The sequence below is a fragment of the Brevibacillus sp. 1238 genome (genome assembly GCF_029892995.1).
GTDB lineage: Bacteria > Bacillota > Bacilli > Brevibacillales > Brevibacillaceae > Brevibacillus > Brevibacillus parabrevis.
Window position 1 is genome coordinate 366718 of the sequence record NZ_JARXWC010000002.1, and the last position, 17383, is coordinate 384100.

The window sequence follows — 17383 nt, forward strand, 5'->3', positions numbered from 1 at the left end:
CGAGTGTTTAAAGAGCTGTTAGCCAATGAATTTGTCGTTCCTTTGACGATTGGATTCGTCTTCGGAATCATGTGCAGAATCAATTTGCTGCGAACGGATTATCGGCAATATCCGACCTATCCTCACGGAAAAATTATTCATGTTTCGCTCGGCGTAATCGCTTCGGCATTGGGGGCACTGGCTGTTCCAGCCTTGCTCAAGGAAAACTATACGGCCGTTACCTTTTTAACCGTGGCCGCTCAACAGTTCAGGGATGTGCGCAACATGGAGCGCACGACGCTGACGGAAATCGACAAGCAAGAACTGGTGCCGCGCGGCGGGCCGTATATCGAAGGGATCGCCATGGTGTTTGAAGGCCGCAACTACATGGTGATTTTTACCTCGCTGGTGGCGACGACTGCCACGATTTTGTTCAACTGGTGGGGCGGAATCATTGCCGGAGTCATCGCCCTCCTCATCTCGCGCAAGCTGCGTTCGGGAAAGACGCTCTCCCTGATCGCCGAGACGAGTCCGGCAGAGGTGCGGGTGGAAGGAAAGGATTTGTACGTCGGGGATATTTACATCATGAACGTGGGACTGGAAGATGCGCAAAAGATCATCCGGGAGCATGGCGTTGGGTTTATTGTGAGTCCAAAAGACGCCAATGCCAAGGTGACGATCGCGCATCCCGGCCAGCGACAGGCGATTTTGCATGATGTCGCCACGCAGCTTGGCGTGTACACCGATACGGGGGAGCCTTCCTTGACCCCACTCGTGAAGCGCGACCTGCAATCAGGGCGGCTCGGCGTATTTTTGCTGCCGCAAGAAAAAGACGCGGAGCATGGCAAACAAGTCATCGATGCCGTGCCGATTTTGGAAAGCGTCTTCCGAATGCCGCAAAAGACCAAATTAGCGAAGAAGGAGCTGTAGACCATGACCGGGACCATTTTGGCCGTGATTACCGTGAACAAGGAGAGAATCGCGGGCGGAGCGCCCATTTTCATCGAGTCTACGCACGAGAGCATGCAGCAAACAGCCTTTACGCTGGAAAAGATTCTGGACGCCATGGTGCATGAGGTGAGCAAGGATACCCTTATCATTGTTCGTCACAAGTAGTGTATGGTATGATTAGCTAGTCAAAACGTAAATGAGAGAGAGTGTTGTTGATTATGGGATTACCTGTGGTAGCCATTGTGGGGAGACCCAACGTGGGGAAGTCCACGATATTTAACAGACTGGTCGGCGAGCGCATCGCGATCGTGGAGGATATGCCGGGAGTAACCCGTGACCGCCTGTACGGCAAAGGAGAATGGTTAACTCATACTTTCCACGTCATTGATACGGGCGGGATTGAGTTTGGCGAGACCGATGAAATTCTCACGCAAATGCGCTATCAGGCTGAGCTGGCGATTGATGAGGCCAACGTCATCATCATGATTACCGACAGCCGAACAGGCGTAACGGACGCTGACCTTGAGCTGGCTCGCATGCTGAACCGTACGGGTAAGCCAGTTGTTCTGGCTGTAAACAAAGCGGACAACCCGGACATGCGTGCCGATATTTACGACTTTTACTCGCTTGGCTTGGGTGAGCCGTTCCCGGTTTCCGGCAGCCATGGTCTCGGCTTGGGCGACATGCTGGAGGAAGTGGTTCGCTTTTTCCCGGCGGAAGACGACGAGGAGCGAAAAGAAGACGTCATCCGCGTGTCGATCATCGGACGTCCGAATGTAGGGAAGTCTTCCTTGACCAACGCCATTTTGGGCGAAGAGCGCGTCATTGTCAGTGATGTCGCAGGTACAACGCGCGATGCGATCGATACTCCGTTTGAACGGGAAGGTCAAAGCTACGTTCTCGTTGACACGGCGGGTATGCGCAAGCGCGGGAAAGTGTACGAGACGACGGAAAAATACAGCGTCATGCGCGCCATGCGTTCCATCGAGGACAGTGATGTCGTTCTCGTTGTCATCAACGGGGAAGAAGGCATCATCGAGCAAGACAAAAAAATCGCCGGTTATGCCCATGAAGCTGGTCGCGGCGTGATCATCATCGTCAACAAGTGGGATGCCATTGAAAAAGACGACAAAACGATGCAGCGCTTTACCGAGCTGATCCGCGAAGAGTTCAAATACCTCGATTACGCGCCAATCATGTATGTATCAGCCAAATCCAAGCAGCGTGTTCACACGATCCTTCCAAAAGTAAACGAGGTAGCGCAAGCACACTCGATGCGCATTCCGACCTCCGTCCTCAACGATATCGTTACGGATGCAACGATCCGCACGCCGCCGCCATCTGACCGAGGCAAGCGTCTGAAAATCAACTACGCGACGCAAGCGACAGTCAAGCCTCCAACATTCATCCTGTTTGTGAATGATCCGGAGCTTATGCATTTTTCCTATGAGCGCTACATAGAGAACAAAATCCGCGAAGCATTTGTCTTTGAAGGTACTCCTGTTCGGATATGGACGCGGAAAAAAACGTAGGGAGAGGAAACCGCCATGGTGTTATTAGCCTGGGTGCTCAGCTATTTGATCGGCTCAATTAGCTTCAGCTATCTTATTGCCAAAAAAGTTGCAGGAATTGATATTCGCTCACATGGCAGCGGGAACGCAGGGGCGACGAATACGCTTCGCGTGCTGGGGAAAGGTCCGGGTATTGCCGTACTGATCCTTGACGCACTAAAAGGGTTGGCGGCGATGGGAATAACACACCTCATGACAGGTGATGCCGCTGCCTATGCAGTAGCGGGCTTGTTTGTCATCGCGGGGCACAATTGGCCTATCTATTTTGGATTTCGCGGGGGAAAGGGCGTTGCAACTACGCTCGGCGTGGTGCTCGGCTTCTCTCCCCTCGCCTTTTTGATTGCAGCGGTACTGGCTGTGCTGGTTATTGCCATTACCCGTTACGTCTCCCTTGGATCGCTTGTCCTCGTTACGGTGATTCCTATTTCTTTGTACCTGCTGGATAAACCGATTTCCTTTGTTTGGACAAGTTTGGTAATCGCGGTGTTTGCGTATGTTCGCCATTATAACAATATCCAAAATCTTATAGCAGGTACGGAACGGAAGCTGGGAGACAAGTCCAATCGCAAGCTGGGATAGATCTGAATGGGTCTGAATCGTTCTCGCAGAACGAAGGATGGAGGGGGATCTATTGAGAAAAGAGGTTACAGTAGTCGGTGCAGGTAGTTGGGGGACAGCTCTCGCTTCTGTGTTGGCTGAAAACGGCCACCAGGTTCGGCTGTGGGTGCGCGATCCCAAACTGGCTGACGAAGTGAACGCAAAGCACACCAATGCCAAATATTTGCCTGAAGTGAAGCTCGCCGAAAGCATCGTGGCGACAACGGATCTGGAAGCGGCTGTTTCCGGCAAGCCGATTGTTCTCTTGGCAGTGCCTTCGCACGCCATGCGGCAAATTTGCAGGCAGTTGGCACCGTTTTTACATAGCGACACACTTTTGATCCATGCCACAAAAGGCTTTGAACTGGAAAGTCTGAAACGGATGTCTGAGGTCATCATGGAAGAGGTGCCTCGCGAAATATCTGGACGGCTTGCCGTCTTGTCCGGGCCGAGCCATGCAGAAGAGGTAGTCCGCAGGCAGCCTACTACGGTCGTGGTTGCATCCGAGTCGGAGGACAGCATGCTGCGTGCGCAAGATCTTTTGATGAACGCCAATTTCCGGGTGTACACCAACCCGGACTTGATCGGAGCGGAAATCGCCGGGGCGTTGAAAAACATCATCGCACTCGGAGCGGGCATGTCAGATGGGCTGGGGTTCGGCGACAACGCAAAAGCGGCGCTTTTGACGCGCGGCCTGGCGGAAATCAGTCGCCTCGGCATCAAGCTTGGCGCTATGCCGCTTACTTTCTCCGGGCTGGCTGGGGTCGGTGATTTGATCGTGACGTGCACGAGCCGCCATAGCCGCAACTGGCGCGCAGGCTACATGCTCGGACAAGGCAAAAAGCTCGATGACGTCCTGGCGCAGATGGGCATGGTAGTCGAAGGGGTGCGTACGACACATGCGGCACACGCGCTCGCACAACGGGAGCAGGTTGAAATGCCGATCACGTCCGTTCTGTACGGCATCTTGTTCGAAGGCAAAGAACCGCGCCAAGGGGTAGAGGAACTGATGGGCAGAGGAAAGACGTTTGAAATGGGCTATCTGAATCCGGATGAGACGCAAGCGTAGCGTTTCACACATTTAGGCTCCTGCACATACGATAGGGTGAAAGCCCAGATGCAGGAGGAGAGCGCAGATGAATAACAATCTTTCCAAGCGTTTTTTGGAGCGTTTGCAGGGAAAAGGCAGCGAGAAGGTCGACGAGGGCAAATTGCGGTCGCTTGCGAGTCAGATGAAGCGCAGCGACTTTGAGGATGAAGCAAAGCTTCGGCAAATTTTGCAGACGCTCGCGACCATGAGCGGCAAACAGCTCAATCCGGAAAAGGAAGACAAGATCATCGAGATGTTCCGCAACAAGGAAATCAATTTGAATGACATGTCATCCTTGTCCAAGCTGCTAAAGTGAGAGAAATGGGCGATTATGCCCGTTACCTGCTGTCAAAAGCATCATACAGTAAAATTAGGAACAATCATGGCTCTACAGGGACATGGCTGACCTACAGATACCAAGAAAAAAAGAGGGATCTCATCCCTCTTTTTTTCGTTGCTTGCTTGAGCCGCTCACCGTCTGGGTCAACAGGTTTTGCACCAATGGAGATTGCAGCAGGCCGAGAATTTGCCCGATGTCAATGTTGCCGAGCGGGTTTCCTGAGCCAGAGCCTGAGGCTGCGCTCGATTCCTGGGGTGTTTCCACTGCTTTCGCTGTTTCTCTGCCCTTTGCACTGTCCCTCGCTGATTCTGCGTTTCCTTTGCGCTTGGTCGAGACTGGTTTTTCGGCAGCAACTTCCGGTTCAGCCGTACGTTTGCCCAGGTTCTCGATGATTTCCATGGCACCGTACAGCGTATCCATCGTTTCTTCCACCTGGCGAATCGTGGTGCTGATCCCTTTGATGTTGTTGCGCATTTTGGAGACGGAGGATCTAAGGTCCACGGCTGGCAAGATTTTTTTCGGGGTAATGGCTAATGAGACGTCGGCCACTTGGTCGCTCAATTTTTTGCTCGGTATGGGAGCGTACGGGTTTCGCCATTTTCGACCATTTACTTTGTTGCTCAACATTCATCCCTCCCATGGGCGGATTCATCAGAATAGTCTATGCGAACGTCCAGATAGAGGTTCACAAGGTCAGACGAGAGCTGGGAAGTATGGTATAATGAAGCAAAAAATGCAAAGGATGCTGCAAGCCAGATGTATATCGATCCTATGACGAAGATGAACATTTCACTACTGGCCATCGGCCTGATGTTCGTCTGCAATTTGTTGATGATCTTTGCCAGAAAAATGACGAATGCGCTTGTCAGATTTCTCGTGAAGACTTGCGCTTTCCTGATGTTAATCGCGGTATTTGTCATGATTTTGATCGTGATTTTTGTGTAAGGGGAGGATAGGGGATGTCTCAGGTAACACTGATCACTCGCTCAGGAACGTATGAAGTGCCTGTGGAGTTGAATGAGACGATCGTTGCGATTGCCAAAAAACATAAAGTTCCGTGGGGGCATGCTTGCCAGAGAGGCGTGTGTGCTCAATGCCGCACGCAAGTGGTAGAAGGCGCGGAGTACCTGAGTGAGATCACGAGCGAGGAAAAGCTGCGCCTGCGCAAAGCAGAGCGGGCCGAAGGGTTCAGACTTGGCTGCCAAATCAAGATCGTCGGGCAAGGAACGGTGAAGCTGGCCCATCGCCCGTATTGAAAAAGGAGTGACGACATGGGGAAGGTGACTTTTCTTCCCGGCGGTAAAAGCGTGAAAGCGAGGGCGGGCCAATCGCTTGTCAGTGTTGCTGGCAATGCCCGGATCGTGATCCCGCAAAGGTGTGGAGGCCACGCCTCCTGTCTGATGTGCCGTGTCATTGTGGAGAGCGGAGAACTTGCTCCTCCTACCGTGCTGGAGCTGCGCAAAATGCCGGAGCAGGACTTGCGGCAGGGGCTGCGCCTGGCTTGTCAGGCCAAGGCGACAGAGAACGACTGCACGGTCCGAATCCCGGAGAGCCGGTTAAAATCGGTGGTGGCTGCGGCACTTGAGCGACAGCGCTTGGAAAACGAAGAATGAGGGTTTGAGGTGTATACATAAGATGTGGCAATCATGGCGTAAAACTTTCAAGCTGACGATCAGCTTGTGCATGCTTTCTGTTTTGTTGTCCGGATGTTTGTATCCGAACGAGCGGAAGGCGGAAAATCAGGTGCCCAGCTCATTTTTTCTGGAGGCGGCGCAAAAAGGTATCGACGAGTTCAAAAAAGATACCGCTGTGCTCCCGATTGTGACGAAACCGCTGGACACTCCCATTTTTGAGAAATACGAGATTGATTTTCGCAAAATGATTCCCAAGTACATCCCGGATGTGCCTGGAAACGCCTTTGAAAAGGGCGGGCTGTACAAATACATCCTGATTGACGTGGAGACGAAGCCAACCGTCAAGCTCATCCATCTAGGGGCTGTCAGCACGGTTGCCGATGTACAGACGGCTGTAGACCGCTATCGCGGCTATTTTAACAAGCTGCCGGTGCAAGCCGACCTCGGCAACGGCTACTACTCGATCGACCATACGGAGATCGGTGTGAAGGCGTGGCAAGTGCCATCGACCATGGGCAATTATTTGCTGCCGCTGGTCATGAATGCGGATGGGCAAGTAGGAATTGACTACGCGGCAGATATTGCGACGATGCTGCGCGAGAACAAAGCGACTGTCACGCCAAACACAGACCCGAGATACGTCCTGTCGCGCGTATCGATGTTTGTTCCCGCCAAATCGTTCCCGTACGAGTTGGTAGACGGTGAGCCGAGGCTGCTGCAAATCAAATAGCGAACACAAAAAACAACTCTGATCGGAGTTGTTTTTTTGTTCTAGTTGGTCCAGTCGCACATATACTTGTACTGTCCACGAAACTAGTACGAGATTCCCTACGAAAATACTGACGGTCAGGGATAATTCGGAAAATCGGTCATAGTGTAAAAATAGACAAATAGAAGGAGGTCATCGATGGTGGAACGAGTCGACATCTTTAAAGACATTGCCGAACGGACGGGCGGAGACATCTACCTCGGGGTAGTAGGCCCGGTTCGTACGGGAAAGTCGACCTTTATCAAGCGGTTTATGGAGCAGGTCGTCATCCCGAATATCCAATCGGAAGCAGAGCGGATCAGAGCGACAGATGAACTGCCGCAGAGTGCTTCTGGCCGAACAATCATGACGACAGAGCCGAAGTTTGTTCCGAATCAAGCCGTAAACGTACATGTGACAGAAGGACTCAGCATCAATGTCCGCCTCGTTGACTGCGTAGGTTATACGGTTCAGGGGGCAAAAGGCTTCGAGGATGACAACGGTCCACGAATGGTGAACACTCCGTGGTATGAGGAGCCAGTGCCATTCGAGGAAGCAGCTGAAGTCGGAACACGTAAAGTCATCCAGGAGCATTCGACTATCGGAATCGTTGTTACGACAGATGGCAGCATCGCGGAAATTCCGCGTGTAGGATACATTGACGCGGAGGAGCGGGTCGTCAATGAACTGAAGGAAGTGGGCAAACCGTTCGTCATCGTGGTGAACTCGACGCGTCCACGCTCTGACGAGGCGCAAAACCTGCGTTTGCAGCTTCAGGAAAAGTACGACGTGCCAGTAGTGGCCTTGTCTGTCGATCACATGACAGAACAGGAAATCCTCCTCTTGATGCGTGAAGTGCTGTTCGAGTTCCCTGTGCATGAAGTAAACGTGAACCTGCCTAGCTGGGTCATGGTGCTGGAGAACGGCCACTGGCTCCGTCAGAACTATGAAGAAGCCGTACGTGAAACCGTGCAGGATATCCGCCGGTTGCGCGACGTGGACCGCGTCGTCGGCTTCTTCAATGACTATGACTTCGTGGAGCGGGCGTCTCTTGCGGGAATGCACATGGGCCAAGGGATTGCGGAGATCGACCTGTTCGCGCCGGATGAACTGTATGATCGCATCCTGATGGAAATCGTGGGCGTCGAGATCAACGGCAAGGACCATTTGCTGAAGATTATGCAGGAATTTGCCCACGCCAAGCGAGAGTACGACCAGGTAGCGGAAGCCTTGCATATGGTGCGCAGTACGGGCTACGGAATCGCTGCTCCGTCGCTGCATGAAATGACCTTGGACGAACCTGAGCTGATCCGCCAGGGACCGCGTTTTGGCGTCAGACTGAAAGCGACTGCGCCATCCATTCACATGATCCGCGTCGATGTCGAATCGGAATTTGCTCCGATCATCGGGACCGAGAAGCAGAGCGAAGAGCTTGTCCGTTACTTGATGCAGGACTTCGACAAAGATCCGCTGTCGATCTGGAATTCGGACATTTTCGGCAGATCGCTGCACTCGATTGTGCGGGAAGGCATCCAGGCAAAAATTACGATGATGCCGGACAATGCGCGGTATAAATTGCAAGAAACATTGGGGCGGATCATCAACGAAGGCTCCGGCGGTCTGATTGCCATCATACTTTAAGGACTAGGTAGATAGACCTAGACAATTGATTCCAAAAGGGGGCACCCGGCGTGACGGGATGCCTTTTTTTCTTGTATTTCGTTCAATTTCGACAGGAGGGGCTTGAATTTAAGAAATTGGTGTATTACTATAAGCTTGTCAGATCGGTAAATACCACCAATCGTGTATAAAACGCTTCGTTTCGGTTAAGAAAAATAATAGCTAGGACTTGGTGTTCTTTGAGGGGAGGTGAAGAAAATGAACAAAACAGAATTGATTGCAAAAGTGGCTGAAACCACCGAACTCACCAAGAAAGATGCAACTAAAGCAGTTGACGCTGTTCTCGATGCAATTGCTGATGCTTTGAAAACTGGTGATAAAGTCCAACTGATCGGCTTTGGTAACTTCGAAGTTCGTGAGCGCGCGGCTCGTAAAGGTCGTAACCCACAAACAGGTGAAGAGATCGAAATCGCTTCCAGCAAAGTACCTGCGTTTAAACCAGGTAAACAACTCAAAGACTCCATCAAGTAGTTGTTTCTTTTGAGAACGAAGCACTTACATAAAAAAATCCACATTGATGAAATGTGGATTTTTTTTAACGTCCGGGATGCGAACGTTTGTGCACGTAGAGGACGGCTGCCCTTTTTGGTTGAAGACAGGCAACAAAGGGCGGACAACTTTGGCTTGGTGTACATACAGTTGTCTTGTCAGATGTTTTTGTTTTTTTGAAATGAGTATGGTAAGATTGGCGTGGGTTCGGCTGCGTACAACGGAGCATGACAAACGGATCTGGTCAGGGCCAGCCGGAGAAGCCGCAAGCTTCGCAAACGGGATGGGCCGCTAGGTAGGAGGTACAAATAATGAACGTTGATTTGGATAAAATTCAACAGGCTGTCCGCATGATTCTGGAGGCGGTCGGAGAAAATCCCGATCGCGAAGGATTGCTGGATACCCCTAAACGCGTCGCAAAAATGTATGCAGAAGTATTCGAGGGCATGCATATCAACGAGGAACAGTACTTTGAGACCGTTTTTAGCGAAGATCACGAAGAAATGGTTTTGGTCAAAGACATTCCTTTTTACTCCATGTGCGAGCATCACCTGGTTCCGTTTTTCGGCAAGGCGCATGTGGCCTACGTTCCACGCGGTGGACGGGTTGTCGGTTTGAGCAAGCTGGCGAGAGCGGTTGAAGCAGTAGCCAAGCGCCCGCAGCTGCAAGAGCGAATTACGACGACGATTGCCGAGTCGATCGTCCGCAAGCTTGACCCTCATGGCGTGATCGTCGTGGTTGAAGCAGAGCATATGTGCATGACCATGCGCGGCGTGAAAAAGCCCGGCTCGAAAACGATCACCTCTGCGGTGCGCGGCATGTTTGAAAAAGATGCGGCGGCGCGTGCAGAAGTATTCAGTCTCATCCGCTCCTGATCGGACAGGCGCTAGGCCTGGGATGAACTGCCAAATCCAGCAATTTTCTATTGACTCTACAGGTAAAATATTGTAAAGTACAGATGTACAGTCGGGATGTGGCGCAGCCCGGTAGCGCGCACCCTTGGGGTGGGTGAGGTCCAGGGTTCGAATCCCTGCATTCCGACCATCTGAATAAAAAACCAGGAAGCCTTTTGCGAGGCTTCTTTTTTTGTTCTTGACAATTGCCATTTTTGCTATTGGCTTCCTGATCTTTCTTTTTTATAATAGAAGGGAGACAAGCAAGGGAAGGGTTGTTTAGTGCCATGAAGGTGCCTGTATCGCTTCAGCCGTATTTACAATCAACACAGCAATCCTATTCAAGCAATCGCGCAGCTTCCTCCTTGTCCTACGGGGAGCAGGATCTCTTTTCTGACGTGTTGCAATCACAGTTGGCGCAAGGACAGCGCGTCATCTCCTCGCAAGAGATTTTGGCCAAGCTCGACGGCAGCAGAGAATGGAAGCTGGCCGCAGACTATGAGTCAGAGTTGAATCCGACGATGGAAAAAGGAGCAGCGGTTGCTCCCGGAGCTATTTTGGAGAAAATTGAACGAACCGCCAAATCGCTTGGCGTCGATCCCGATTTGATCCGGGAAGTCGTCAGAGCCGAGTCGAATTTCAATCCGAATGTCGTGTCCAAAGCGGGTGCCAAAGGTTTGATGCAACTGATGGACAAAACAGCACAGGCGATGAGTGTCCGCAATTCATACGACCCGGATGAAAACCTGGCGGGTGGAACGAAATATTTGAAATCGCTTCTCGACCGCTACGACGGCAATGTCAAGGTGGCGCTGGCGGCGTACAATGCAGGCCCGGGCCGGGTAGGCCGGCTGGGTATCGACAGTGACGAGGAGCTGGAGGCAAAGTACAGCCAGCTGCCTCGGGAAACGCAGAAGTATGTAGCAAAAATCATGGGCCGTTTGGAGACAGACGGGACATCATACTAGACGAGGCGCATCACGCACTGGTCAGGAGGAAACAACTTGTCACAGCCAACAATCAACCAGGACTATTTTGTCGTCAAAGCCAAGGAAAACGGCGTGCATGTCATCGGGCTTACGAGAGGCTCGGACACCCGTTTTCATCACACAGAAAAGCTCGACAAGGGCGAAGTGATGATCTTTCAATTCACGGAGCATACTTCGGCCATCAAAGTTCGGGGAAAAGCCGTCATTTACTCGCAGCACGGTGTTGTCGATACGACAGAATAAACAGCTCCAGCGGAAAAGCAGGCATAGCCTGCTTTTTTTGTTTGTACAATGGTGAAGAGGAGGGATGTCTATGCCGCGCCAACTGCTCATGGCGATCGCTGTTTCCACTTTTCTGGCTCTGATGCTGTCGATGGTCCCGAGTGCTTTATGGAGGCAGGCAGATGTGCCCACTTTTCAGACATCACACCCTGTTCAGCTGAGCGAGCGAAATGTCCTGGATTTGTTTACATTGACGCCCACACATTATAAAATGAAGCGTATAAAATGGGAAAATCCGTCGGTTTATGTCGATTTGATCGTGAAACCGGGTGAAAAAGTGGATGAAAGTCAAGTTTATCGTGATTTTTACGGATTGACATACGGCTTGCTAACGCACACGGATAATGTTGGTCAAGTGTATTTCCGTTTGCTGGAAGAAAGCGAACAGCCAAAAGAGTCGAGACTCCTTGTTGCCATTCAAACAACTGGGACGAATTTGAAGTCATTTTCCAAACCGGCGGCGGAGATCGCCGATGTGGATTCGTTTGTGAAAAACACATTTCCCGTGCGAATCGATCCGTATTTTTATGAGAGAATTAGTCCCTGATGGTAGAAGTATGGTATGATAGCAAGGACGGCCTTTTGACCGGATGGTAAAGGTAGACGGAAGTGTACGGAACAGGCAGACATCTTTAGGTTGCGCAGCTTGTGGAGGAGGACGCATGAGCAAAGAACATACCCCCTATGTAGAAGAGGTTCGATCAATCATCGAGCAGATCTACAAGCGAACCACCCATTCCTATGTAGAATATTACGTGGACGTTCCTTCCATGGCGGAGAATCGCCTGGAACTCTTGTATTTGTTTTTGCTGGAGCAAGGCATGACGAAGGAACGGGCATCCATTTTCTGCACAGCGACTGGACTTGTCCAGCTGGGACTGGACATGCATGAAAATGTGGAAAATCAATACGAACATTCCTTGAGCGCAGAGCGAAACAGACAGTTGACTGTGCTCGCCGGAGATTACTACAGCAGCCGCTACTACAACCTGCTGGCGGAAACGGGCGAGATTGAAGCGATTCAAGTGTTGTCCGGAGCCATTCAGCGCGTGAATGAAGCCAAAATGAAGCTGTACATTGCGGGACGCGATTCCAGAAGCTTGTCGGATGAAGAGTACTGGGAATTGCGCAACGCCATCGACACAGGTTTGTACGTAGCAATCGTAGAGAAGTATGCCGATTCGGATGATCGCCGCCGCCTGTGGGTCGATCTGATGAAAGAAACGGCCAAGGTAGAAAGCGTTATCGGAGAGTGGGAGCAAATCAAGTGGCAAGAGCAGGTTCCCTTTGGTTTTGCTCGTTTTTTGCTGCAAAAACCGGGTGCTACGCTTGCCCAGGTACTGTCGGGCGTTGAGATGAAAGCCATGGAAATGATCGGCATGTGCGAGCAAATGGTGCGTTCGCTGCCAGCAGAAACACGCAATGTGCTTGCTTCCATAACAGCTCGTTACTCCCATCGAGTGAATCGCCTGAAACGAGTTATTGAGGAGATGTAGCCTAGTGGACCAGACACAAATGAACGAGAAGGCAAAATACGTTCACTCCGTATTTGAAAGCATCGCGAGCGACTACGACAAAATGAACAACGTCATCAGTTTTGGCAGCCATCTGGCCTGGCGCAACTACACCATGAAGCAGATGAACATTCAACCGGGCCATACCGCATTGGATGTAGCCTGCGGCACGGCGGACTGGACGATCGCGCTTGCCAAGGCAGTAGGGAAAGACGGCCGGGTGGTCGGGCTCGACTTCAGCCAGAACATGCTGGATGTAGGCGCGTACAAGGTGGCGAATGAGGGAGTCAGCAACAACGTCAAGCTGGTGAATGCCGATGCGATGAATTTGCCTTACGAGGATAATACATTCGATTTTGCCACGATCGGCTTTGCCCTGCGCAACGTTCCGGATGTGCAGCAAGTGCTCAACGAAATGGCGCGCGTAGTCAAACCGGGCGGGAAAGTCGTTTCTCTGGAAGTGTCCAAGCCTCCATTCATTCCGTATCGCAAGCTATTTTACTTATACTTCTATAAAATTTTGCCATTGATTGCGAAAATGACCGTGAACAAATACGAGGAATATGCCTGGCTTCCGCACTCGCTGACCAATTTTCCAGACAGTCGCGAGCTTGCCGGGATGTTTAGAAAAGCAGGCTTGGACCCGGTTCAAGTCAAGCTGTTCATGGGCGGCGTATCTGCGCTGCACATGGGCACGAAGCCGTAACCGCGCCTCGACAACAACGGTATTTTTTCAGTAGATAGGAAGTGTCATAGATGGGTCTACGTAAATTGAAAATCATCTTGGAAATGATAAAATTCGAGCATTCCCTGTTTGCTTTGCCGTTTGCTTTTATGGGGGCGGTTTTGGGAAGTATTGTAGTGGAGAAGGCGTGGCCGACCTGGATGGAGATTTTCTGGGTGACGGTTGCGATGGTCGGGGCGCGCAGTGCAGCAATGTCGTTGAATCGGCTGATTGACCGCGTCATTGACGCCAAAAACCCGCGGACAGCTACACGAGCGATTCCGGCGGGGCTTATTTCCGTCCTGGAAGTTGTTTTGTTTATCGTCGTTTCGTTCGCTGTGCTGTTCATTGCGGCGTTCCAGTTGAACGATTTGGCAGTCAAGCTGTTGCCGCTTGCTGTGTTTGTCCTGGTGCTGTATTCCTACACCAAACGCTTCACCTGGCTGTGCCACTTTGTTTTGGGAGTAGCAATCGGGTTCGGACCGTTGGGAGGATGGGTCGCCACGACAGGTCAGGTAGACGCGGTTGGCTTGCTCCTGTTTGTGTCCGTTCTGTTTTGGACGGCGGGCTTCGATATTATTTACGCCTGCCAGGATGCTGACTTTGACCGCAAGGAAGGGCTGTTTTCCATGCCGAGCCGCTTTGGGGTTGCCAGCGCCTTGGTTGTGGCGAGACTGTGCCACATCATCACTTTTGTTGGACTGATGTCGCTGTATGTAGTGGCTGACTTGTCGATTTGGTTCCTGCTCGGCGTACTCATTTCCGGCGCGATCCTGATCTACGAGCACACGCTGGTGAAGCCGACGGACTTGTCCAAGGTAAACGTTGCGTTTTTCAACATGAACGGCATTTTGAGCGTAGTCATGTTCGTGTTTACTATGATTGATCTGGTGATCGCATGAGCCAACAAAAATGGGTAGTCGGAATTACAGGGGCAAGTGGCGCGATTTACGGTGTGCGTGTGGTGACCGAGCTTTTGCGCGCAGGTCATATCGTTCACTTGATGATTACCGAGGCAGGCTGGCAAGTCTTTCACGATGAGCTGGACTGGCATTCAGACGACCGGGAAGGTTTGCTGCGAGAAAAGCTGCAACAATCCTTCCCGGGAGAGCTGCACTACTGGGGGCTTCGCGATTTCAACTGCCCGGCGGCGAGCGGATCGTATCGCTGCGACGGCATGATCGTGGTTCCGTGCTCGATGGGAACGGTTTCCGGGATTGCACACGGCGCTTCGGGCAATTTGCTGGAACGCGTCGCTGACGTTATGATCAAGGAAGGCAGACGACTGGTCCTCGTTCCGCGGGAGACGCCGCTCAATGCGATCCAGCTGGAAAACATGCTGACATTGAGCAAGCTGGGTGTGCGGATCTTGCCAGCCATGCCTGGTTATTATCAAAAACCGCAAACGATGGATGACTTGATTAATTTTGTCGTGGGGAAAGCTTTGGATGCACTTGATGTACCACATTCGCTGTTTCGGCGTTGGGGGGAATAGACGCATGCAAAAGTCTTTGCGGATCGGGCAAATCTTGTATACCAACGTACTGCCTGTTTACTATTATTTTGAACAAGCAAAATTCGAGGATCGCATCGCGTTCATCCGCCAGGTGCCTGCCCAGTTGAATCTGGCGATGGCCAAAGGCGAGATTGACATGGGGCCGATTTCCTCGTTTAGCTATGCTGAGCATGCCTCCCAATATGTGGCATTGGCAGACCTGTCTGTCAGTGCCAACGGGAGAGTAGGCTCCCTTTTCTTATTCAGCAAAAAGCCGATTGAGCAGCTGAACGGGGCCAAAATTGCCCTGACCAACACGTCGGCAACGACAGTGAACTTGCTGAAAATCATTCTCCACAAGTTTTACGATTACGAGATCACCTACGTTACACAAGAGCCGAATCTCGCACACATGCTGCAAGACGCGGATGCTGCCCTGCTCATTGGCGATGATGCGATTACCGCAGAGCGGACAGCTAGTGAGCTGCACGTATACGATCTCGGCGAATTGTGGCACCGCTTCACAGGCTATTCCATGACGTTTGCCATTTGGGCGCTGCGACGCGAGGTGATTGACGAGCATTTTGCGTTGATTGCGGAAGTGCACGCCTCTTTTTTGACGAGCAAGAAGAAGACGAAAGCAAATCCTGGCCCGTTGGTCGATTACGTATGCACGCATTTTGGCGGGACAAAAGAGGAGTGGCTTCGTTACTTCGCGGGACTGCAACACGATTTTGGCGAAGTGCAGCGGGTAGGACTGGAGTATTATTACCGATGCGCGGCAGAGCTGGGGCTTCTTGCGGCACCCGCGACAGTCGAGTTGTGGCAGGCGGATGGCCACAAGACCAATATTACGCTTGCGAGATAGGTGGAACGGATAACGGATGAACCTAGTCGATATTTACTTCAAGATGAAAAAGGATGTCCAGTACATTGAAGATGAGCTGGAAAAATCGATTGATACGGATGTGCGGGAACTGTATCAGTCCTCGACTCATTTGCTTAAAGCTGGGGGAAAGCGCATTCGTCCGGTTTTTGTGCTGCTCGGAGGCAAATGGGGCAAGTACGACGTAAAAGTATTGAAGCATGTAGCTGTGCCGCTTGAGCTGATTCATATGGCTTCGCTGGTGCACGACGACGTCATTGACGACGCCGACAAGCGTCGGGGCAAAGACACGGTGCGCATGAAATGGGACAACAAGGTGGCGATGTACGCAGGCGATTACATTTTCGCCCGTGCGCTTGCAGTCGCTTCCCAATTGCCGAATCCGAAGCTGCACCAGATTTTGTCCAGAGCGATTGTCGAGGTGTGCAAAGGCGAGATCGAGCAAGTCAAGGATTTGAACAACTGGGATCAAAACTTCCGGACGTATTTGCGCAGAATCAAGCGGAAAACGGCGCTGCTCATTGCGATCAGCTGTCAGTTGGGTGCCGTTGCCAGCGGTGCCACTGAAGAGCTGGTACGCAAAATGTACTGGTACGGGTACAACGTGGGGATGGCTTTTCAAATTACCGATGACATTCTCGATTTCACCGGAACGGAGAAGCAGTTGGGAAAACCGGCAGGGAGCGACCTTTTGCATGGAAACATCACGCTGCCAGCCCTTTACACCGCTTTTCATGGCAAGGCGAGCGGACAGTTCCAGGAGTGGATCAAGGAAAATACGTTTTGGGAGCACACGGACGAAGCGATTCGCCTGGTGCGCGCTGACGAAGGAATCGCATTTTCCCAGCGGCTGGCCGAGCGCTATATTGCCCGCGCGCATGCCATTATAAGCGATTTGCCCAATACGCAGGCAAAAACATCGTTGACAGGAATTGCCAATTTTATCGTCGATCGCAAATTTTAATGAGATTTTAACGGTCTGACTGTTGCTTGACCACCCCAGTTTTGATAAAATTTTCGTTGGTGTTGTATACACCAATACATAGCTTTGATGGAGGCATACTTACAATGGAAAAAACATTCCTTATGGTAAAACCTGACGGCGTACAACGTAACCTGATCGGAGAAATCGTATCCCGTTTCGAGAAAAAAGGCTACCAACTCGTTGGCGCTAAGCTGATGACTGTAAGCCGCGAACTGGCTGAAGAACATTATGCTGAGCACAAAGAGCGCCCATTCTTCGGCGAACTGGTTGACTTCATCACTTCCGGTCCTGTATTCGCTATGGTATGGCAAGGTAACAACGTGATCTCCACAGCTCGTGCTATGATGGGCAAAACAAACCCAGTAGATGCAGCTTCCGGCACAATCCGTGGCGATTTCGCTACTTCCGTTGGCATGAACATCATCCACGGTTCCGATTCCCCAGAAAGCGCTGAGCGTGAAATCGGTCTCTGGTTCTCCGCTGAAGAAGTTCTCTCCTTCGAGAAAACAATCCAACGCTGGATCTAAGATATCACC

General features: G+C 51.5%; 24 protein-coding genes and 1 tRNA gene. 24 read left to right on the forward strand and 1 reads right to left on the reverse strand.

What is annotated here, in order from left to right:
- Positions 1–3 precede the first annotated feature (3 nt).
- From M2298_RS05625 to M2298_RS05650, 6 genes are all read left to right on the forward strand, one after another.
- The gene (locus M2298_RS05625; protein WP_280648305.1) at positions 4–909 is read left to right on the forward strand and encodes a YIEGIA family protein; all 906 of its coding nucleotides are present in this window, start codon (positions 4–6) and stop codon (positions 907–909) included.
- Positions 910–912: 3 nt separating this feature from the next.
- Positions 913–1095, forward strand: a complete 183-nt coding sequence (locus tag M2298_RS05630; protein WP_122963594.1) for a capping complex subunit for YIEGIA — start codon at positions 913–915, stop codon at positions 1093–1095.
- Positions 1096–1148: 53 nt separating this feature from the next.
- A complete protein-coding gene (gene der / locus M2298_RS05635; RefSeq protein WP_122963593.1) occupies positions 1149–2462 on the forward strand; it encodes a ribosome biogenesis GTPase Der in 1314 nt (437 codons plus the stop codon).
- Positions 2463–2477: 15 nt separating this feature from the next.
- Complete coding sequence (plsY, locus tag M2298_RS05640; RefSeq protein WP_063226933.1) at positions 2478–3080, forward strand: glycerol-3-phosphate 1-O-acyltransferase PlsY; 603 nt, start codon at positions 2478–2480, stop codon at positions 3078–3080.
- Positions 3081–3117: 37 nt separating this feature from the next.
- Positions 3118–4167, forward strand: coding sequence for an NAD(P)H-dependent glycerol-3-phosphate dehydrogenase (locus M2298_RS05645; RefSeq protein ID WP_173598792.1), 1050 nt, complete (start codon positions 3118–3120; stop codon positions 4165–4167).
- A gap of 67 nt (positions 4168–4234) precedes the next feature.
- On the forward strand, positions 4235–4504 hold the full coding sequence (locus tag M2298_RS05650; protein WP_122963591.1) for a stage VI sporulation protein F: 270 nt from the start codon (positions 4235–4237) through the stop codon (positions 4502–4504).
- Between the two features lie 120 nt (positions 4505–4624).
- Here M2298_RS05650 and M2298_RS05655 read toward each other — a convergent pair whose 3' ends face one another.
- Positions 4625–5155: a hypothetical protein gene (locus M2298_RS05655; RefSeq protein WP_173598793.1), complete on the reverse strand. Its 531-nt coding sequence runs from the start codon at positions 5153–5155 to the stop codon at positions 4625–4627.
- A 129-nt stretch (positions 5156–5284) separates the two neighbouring features.
- Here M2298_RS05655 and M2298_RS05660 point away from each other — a divergent pair, with 129 nt between their 5' ends.
- The 18 genes from M2298_RS05660 to ndk all read left to right on the forward strand — a co-directional run bounded on the left by M2298_RS05660 (position 5285) and on the right by ndk (position 17374).
- On the forward strand, positions 5285–5473 hold the full coding sequence (locus M2298_RS05660; protein ID WP_063226937.1) for a DUF2768 family protein: 189 nt from the start codon (positions 5285–5287) through the stop codon (positions 5471–5473).
- 14 nt (positions 5474–5487) lie between these two features.
- Complete coding sequence (locus M2298_RS05665; protein WP_122963589.1) at positions 5488–5784, forward strand: 2Fe-2S iron-sulfur cluster-binding protein; 297 nt, start codon at positions 5488–5490, stop codon at positions 5782–5784.
- 15 nt (positions 5785–5799) lie between these two features.
- On the forward strand, positions 5800–6141 hold the full coding sequence (locus M2298_RS05670; RefSeq protein ID WP_063226939.1) for a 2Fe-2S iron-sulfur cluster-binding protein: 342 nt from the start codon (positions 5800–5802) through the stop codon (positions 6139–6141).
- Between the two features lie 22 nt (positions 6142–6163).
- Positions 6164–6892 (forward strand): hypothetical protein, encoded by a 729-nt coding sequence (locus tag M2298_RS05675; protein WP_122963587.1) that lies wholly within the window; start codon positions 6164–6166, stop codon positions 6890–6892.
- Positions 6893–7072: 180 nt separating this feature from the next.
- Entirely contained in the window at positions 7073–8551 is a 1479-nt protein-coding gene (gene spoIVA / locus M2298_RS05680) for a stage IV sporulation protein A (protein ID WP_063227114.1), read from the forward strand.
- Between the two features lie 237 nt (positions 8552–8788).
- Entirely contained in the window at positions 8789–9061 is a 273-nt protein-coding gene (locus M2298_RS05685) for an HU family DNA-binding protein (protein WP_005831316.1), read from the forward strand.
- A 326-nt stretch (positions 9062–9387) separates the two neighbouring features.
- Complete coding sequence (folE, locus tag M2298_RS05690) at positions 9388–9954, forward strand: GTP cyclohydrolase I FolE (RefSeq protein ID WP_173595995.1); 567 nt, start codon at positions 9388–9390, stop codon at positions 9952–9954.
- Between the two features lie 92 nt (positions 9955–10046).
- Positions 10047–10123, forward strand: a tRNA-Pro gene (locus M2298_RS05695).
- 136 nt (positions 10124–10259) lie between these two features.
- Entirely contained in the window at positions 10260–10940 is a 681-nt protein-coding gene (locus tag M2298_RS05700; protein ID WP_173595807.1) for a lytic transglycosylase domain-containing protein, read from the forward strand.
- A 36-nt stretch (positions 10941–10976) separates the two neighbouring features.
- Positions 10977–11204, forward strand: coding sequence for a trp RNA-binding attenuation protein MtrB (mtrB, locus tag M2298_RS05705; protein WP_063226943.1), 228 nt, complete (start codon positions 10977–10979; stop codon positions 11202–11204).
- A gap of 70 nt (positions 11205–11274) precedes the next feature.
- Entirely contained in the window at positions 11275–11790 is a 516-nt protein-coding gene (locus M2298_RS05710) for a hypothetical protein (protein WP_173595808.1), read from the forward strand.
- Between the two features lie 115 nt (positions 11791–11905).
- Positions 11906–12739 (forward strand): heptaprenyl diphosphate synthase component 1, encoded by an 834-nt coding sequence (locus M2298_RS05715; protein WP_122963584.1) that lies wholly within the window; start codon positions 11906–11908, stop codon positions 12737–12739.
- A 4-nt stretch (positions 12740–12743) separates the two neighbouring features.
- Positions 12744–13463, forward strand: coding sequence for a demethylmenaquinone methyltransferase (locus tag M2298_RS05720; RefSeq protein ID WP_278189448.1), 720 nt, complete (start codon positions 12744–12746; stop codon positions 13461–13463).
- Between the two features lie 50 nt (positions 13464–13513).
- Positions 13514–14383, forward strand: coding sequence for a UbiA-like polyprenyltransferase (locus tag M2298_RS05725; RefSeq protein ID WP_122963582.1), 870 nt, complete (start codon positions 13514–13516; stop codon positions 14381–14383).
- Complete coding sequence (locus tag M2298_RS05730; protein WP_122963581.1) at positions 14380–14976, forward strand: UbiX family flavin prenyltransferase; 597 nt, start codon at positions 14380–14382, stop codon at positions 14974–14976. Before M2298_RS05725 ends, M2298_RS05730 begins: the two co-directional genes overlap by 4 nt.
- A gap of 4 nt (positions 14977–14980) precedes the next feature.
- Positions 14981–15844, forward strand: a complete 864-nt coding sequence (locus tag M2298_RS05735; RefSeq protein ID WP_173595810.1) for a menaquinone biosynthesis protein — start codon at positions 14981–14983, stop codon at positions 15842–15844.
- A gap of 16 nt (positions 15845–15860) precedes the next feature.
- A complete protein-coding gene (locus M2298_RS05740) occupies positions 15861–16826 on the forward strand; it encodes a polyprenyl synthetase family protein (RefSeq protein ID WP_122963579.1) in 966 nt (321 codons plus the stop codon).
- Positions 16827–16930: 104 nt separating this feature from the next.
- Entirely contained in the window at positions 16931–17374 is a 444-nt protein-coding gene (gene ndk / locus M2298_RS05745) for a nucleoside-diphosphate kinase (RefSeq protein WP_063226951.1), read from the forward strand.
- Positions 17375–17383 lie beyond the last annotated feature (9 nt).

Excerpts from the sequence above, each read along its gene's own strand:
- M2298_RS05710 (WP_173595808.1), top strand. The coding sequence starts at position 11,275 with ATGCCGCGCCAACTGCTCATGGCGATCGCTGTTTCCACTTTTCTGGCT.
- ndk (WP_063226951.1), top strand. The coding sequence starts at position 16,931 with ATGGAAAAAACATTCCTTATGGTAAAACCTGACGGCGTACAACGTAAC.
- M2298_RS05730 (WP_122963581.1), top strand. The coding sequence starts at position 14,380 with ATGAGCCAACAAAAATGGGTAGTCGGAATTACAGGGGCAAGTGGCGCG.
- M2298_RS05685 (WP_005831316.1), top strand. The coding sequence starts at position 8,789 with ATGAACAAAACAGAATTGATTGCAAAAGTGGCTGAAACCACCGAACTC.
- M2298_RS05665 (WP_122963589.1), top strand. The coding sequence starts at position 5,488 with ATGTCTCAGGTAACACTGATCACTCGCTCAGGAACGTATGAAGTGCCT.
- M2298_RS05715 (WP_122963584.1), top strand. The coding sequence starts at position 11,906 with ATGAGCAAAGAACATACCCCCTATGTAGAAGAGGTTCGATCAATCATC.
- M2298_RS05670 (WP_063226939.1), top strand. The coding sequence starts at position 5,800 with ATGGGGAAGGTGACTTTTCTTCCCGGCGGTAAAAGCGTGAAAGCGAGG.
- M2298_RS05630 (WP_122963594.1), top strand. The coding sequence starts at position 913 with ATGACCGGGACCATTTTGGCCGTGATTACCGTGAACAAGGAGAGAATC.
- M2298_RS05725 (WP_122963582.1), top strand. The coding sequence starts at position 13,514 with ATGGGTCTACGTAAATTGAAAATCATCTTGGAAATGATAAAATTCGAG.
- M2298_RS05645 (WP_173598792.1), top strand. The coding sequence starts at position 3,118 with ATGGAGGGGGATCTATTGAGAAAAGAGGTTACAGTAGTCGGTGCAGGT.
- der (WP_122963593.1), top strand. The coding sequence starts at position 1,149 with ATGGGATTACCTGTGGTAGCCATTGTGGGGAGACCCAACGTGGGGAAG.
- M2298_RS05660 (WP_063226937.1), top strand. The coding sequence starts at position 5,285 with ATGTATATCGATCCTATGACGAAGATGAACATTTCACTACTGGCCATC.
- M2298_RS05655 (WP_173598793.1), bottom strand. The coding sequence starts at position 5,155 with ATGTTGAGCAACAAAGTAAATGGTCGAAAATGGCGAAACCCGTACGCT.
- M2298_RS05675 (WP_122963587.1), top strand. The coding sequence starts at position 6,164 with ATGTGGCAATCATGGCGTAAAACTTTCAAGCTGACGATCAGCTTGTGC.
- M2298_RS05735 (WP_173595810.1), top strand. The coding sequence starts at position 14,981 with ATGCAAAAGTCTTTGCGGATCGGGCAAATCTTGTATACCAACGTACTG.
- M2298_RS05700 (WP_173595807.1), top strand. The coding sequence starts at position 10,260 with ATGAAGGTGCCTGTATCGCTTCAGCCGTATTTACAATCAACACAGCAA.
- M2298_RS05740 (WP_122963579.1), top strand. The coding sequence starts at position 15,861 with ATGAACCTAGTCGATATTTACTTCAAGATGAAAAAGGATGTCCAGTAC.
- M2298_RS05650 (WP_122963591.1), top strand. The coding sequence starts at position 4,235 with ATGAATAACAATCTTTCCAAGCGTTTTTTGGAGCGTTTGCAGGGAAAA.
- plsY (WP_063226933.1), top strand. The coding sequence starts at position 2,478 with ATGGTGTTATTAGCCTGGGTGCTCAGCTATTTGATCGGCTCAATTAGC.